A 2842-nucleotide genomic window follows, 5' to 3' on the forward strand; every position below is an offset into this window, starting at 1 on the left:
TTGATTGCTGGGGCAGTTCAGAATTTCAATTTGAGATTTATGGTTAAAAATAGTATAGGCAATCCAGCCCCAAACCAAAAATATTTGCTTATAAGTGAAAATGGAAATACAAGTTTTGGCACAACAGATAATAATGGATTTACTGAATCAGTTTATACATCTGAAAAGACAAAGTTCAGTATTCATGTGATTTTAGATTAAGGATTAGTATGTCTAGTTATTATACTCAAGCGGTTTTTATTAATGAAGTTCCAGATTTTTTGTCCATAGAAAAAATTAGTTATAGTCACTGCACTACAAAAGAGTTATAATTTGGATGAATATCATAAAACAATTTAGATAAGTCATTTTCCATCCAACCTTGGCGTAAAAACTTCACTTGAGCCCATTTTTTCTCGATGGGATTTAAGTCAGGACTATAAGGTGGTAAGAATAGAAGCCTGTGACCATGCCTGTTAAGCAGCTTTTGAACGCGCTTATGAAAGGTCGCATTATCCATAACGATCACACATTTTTTCTTAAGCTTTGGTATCAGCGTGAACTTGCACCAGTGATAGAAAACCTCTTTATTGATGTTGCTCTTTAAGCAATCGAGTGCAAACAGCATTTTGCCATATAGCGCACCAATCACGTTGGTTCGCTCCTTGGCTTGCCAGTTATAACTGCCAATGCAGGGGCTACCAATGGGTGCATAACCACAAGGACGCATCGTTTCACTTTCAAAGCCACTCTCGTCCATATAGACAATAGCAAAGCCTTGAGCAATGTAGTGGTTAAGTTTTTTTAGGTAGTGAGCCCTCTTTAGTGGACAAGCTTTGGGATGCTCAAGTGTCTTTTTTTTTTGCTAACACCAATACGCTTTAAGGCTTTGCTGATGCCTGTTGGGCTACAATTAAAACGCTGTGCTCGCTCATAGTGATAATCGTCAGGGTGGTCTTTGACATCCTGAGCTAGGGCTTCATCCTCTATTTTGTAGGGCTTAATATATCGAGTGGTTTTACTATGAAGACGCTTTTTCCACTTCTGGATAGTCGTTGGACTGATATCATAGAAAACAGCAGCTTCGGCAAAGGTCATGCCCTCATCTAAGCTTTTTAAAACTTGTTTGCGATAATCTAGGGAGTAAGTCATGGTCGTTTATACTGGTAATCGTTTAATTGATTTATTTTATAACATTTTTGTGGTCATCTGACTATATGAAGTTCAGTTCTCCAATTCAATTTCTAAGAATCTTTATAAAGTTTTAGTTATTCCTGCATATTCTTTATCTAAAAACGAAAGCGCATCATTAGTAATAAAAGTTGATAAAATTCCTATAAAAAAAATAAAATTAGATATATATTCTCGCAGCACATATCCAGTTAAGAAAATTTCATTAAAGTCAATATTATCTGAAACTTGTACCGATAGAAAAAATACTTGTACTTTTGATTTGAAACTCAAAATATATCAAATTGATAAAAAAAATAATAGAGCCATATTAATGAACTACAATAGTATTGAATTGCTATCTAAAAAAGAAAATAAATATACTGGTTACTATATTTACCGAAGAAGTAAAAAACTAAGTCAAACTTCCAAGGAAACAATAGAGTATATTAATAACCCAAATAAACTAAAGAATGAATACGTAAAAAAAGCACTAAGTATCTTCAAAGCAGAATCCAGTAAGTCAGGTTCGAAAGAATACCAACCTTTGATTTATAAAATAGTTATGGTAAAAATATTTGAAAGTTTTCTGAAGGAAGCGAGTAATCCTAAAACAATTATTGAAGATATTGATAATATATTTGGTAAAAACGTCACAGATAGCTCAACTGCTGAAAATTATGCATTCTATCATATATATGAAGCATTAATACGCGCGAACGAAAACGACCCTGGCTATGATAAAATTCAACATTTTACCCATAGTGCCTATTTAGCATATACTTCATTTAAGATGACAGTAGATGCAGCTCAATATGGAGCTGAAGCTTGGGACGCTATAATGGGAGGCAGTTCTGACGACTACGAATCTGATATGTATGCGAATAATTTAGGTCAAGCTTATGGTAATAGGCTATACAAACGTTTTAATCCATAATATAAATGCATTAAAACGTTTACGAATTTTTAATAAAACTATCAACTAAAAAACCAAAACCTGCAATAATCAAAATACTCCAAAGGCCTATGTATGCTTTATCGACATATATTTTATTTAATTCTAATTATTTTAGCTGAAATCATCCTATATCTTTCATTAACTTATGGATATTTTCATACTGAAAATCACTTTCAAATACAAGGGCTAGGTAATCTTGATCAGTATCAGAAAGCTCTTATAAGATTTAATATATTCGTATTTTTTATGCATATCGTTATTACCTCAATATCCTCTTTATACTTGAAAAATGACAATAAAACACTTCCTTTAATACTTATCGCTGTAATCAACTTGATAATTACATTTATATTTTTCCTGCTTGGTGTTTATGATAACTATATAAATGTGCAAGAGGCTAATATATTTACTGATTTAAGATCAAATATATTTTATGCGGATATATACTACATACTACCTATGTTATGGGCTATCCTCTATTCTATTTATATATATTCAAAAATAAAAAGCAAGCGCAGTTAACTAAATCATAAAAACACTTAGAACTTATAAAGTTATTATATTTCTATAGTTAGTTCAAAATAAAATTGTTATGGTTAGGACAAACATCATAAAACAATTTGGATAAGTCGTTTTCCAACCAACCTTGGCGTAGAAACTTCACTTGTTCCCATTTATTTTCAATGATATTGAGGGCTATGTCTCTCCTGCATATAGCTTTTATAGAGGTTATAC

Annotated in this window: 4 protein-coding genes; 2 read left to right on the forward strand and 2 right to left on the reverse strand. The window is 31.9% G+C overall.

Going from position 1 to position 2842, the window contains the following annotated elements; genetic code table 11:
- Positions 1–201 (forward strand): hypothetical protein (locus ACT3RN_RS15085; protein WP_444518783.1); only part of this gene is annotated, 201 nt, incomplete at its 5' end.
- A gap of 85 nt (positions 202–286) precedes the next feature.
- On the opposite strand, the gene ACT3RN_RS15090 is transcribed toward ACT3RN_RS15085, so the two are convergent.
- A complete protein-coding gene (locus tag ACT3RN_RS15090; protein WP_225735425.1) occupies positions 287–739 on the reverse strand; it encodes a transposase in 453 nt (150 codons plus the stop codon).
- Between the two features lie 62 nt (positions 740–801).
- The gene (locus ACT3RN_RS15095; RefSeq protein WP_192524967.1) at positions 802–1131 is read right to left on the reverse strand and encodes an IS630 transposase-related protein; all 330 of its coding nucleotides are present in this window, start codon (positions 1129–1131) and stop codon (positions 802–804) included.
- A gap of 352 nt (positions 1132–1483) precedes the next feature.
- Here ACT3RN_RS15095 and ACT3RN_RS15100 point away from each other — a divergent pair, with 352 nt between their 5' ends.
- Entirely contained in the window at positions 1484–2086 is a 603-nt protein-coding gene (locus ACT3RN_RS15100) for a hypothetical protein (RefSeq protein WP_444518784.1), read from the forward strand.
- The last annotated feature ends 756 nt before the right edge of the window (positions 2087–2842 follow it).

Source organism: Psychrobacter sp. AOP5-GZ1-6, assembly GCF_052376345.1.
Lineage (GTDB): Bacteria > Pseudomonadota > Gammaproteobacteria > Pseudomonadales > Moraxellaceae > Psychrobacter.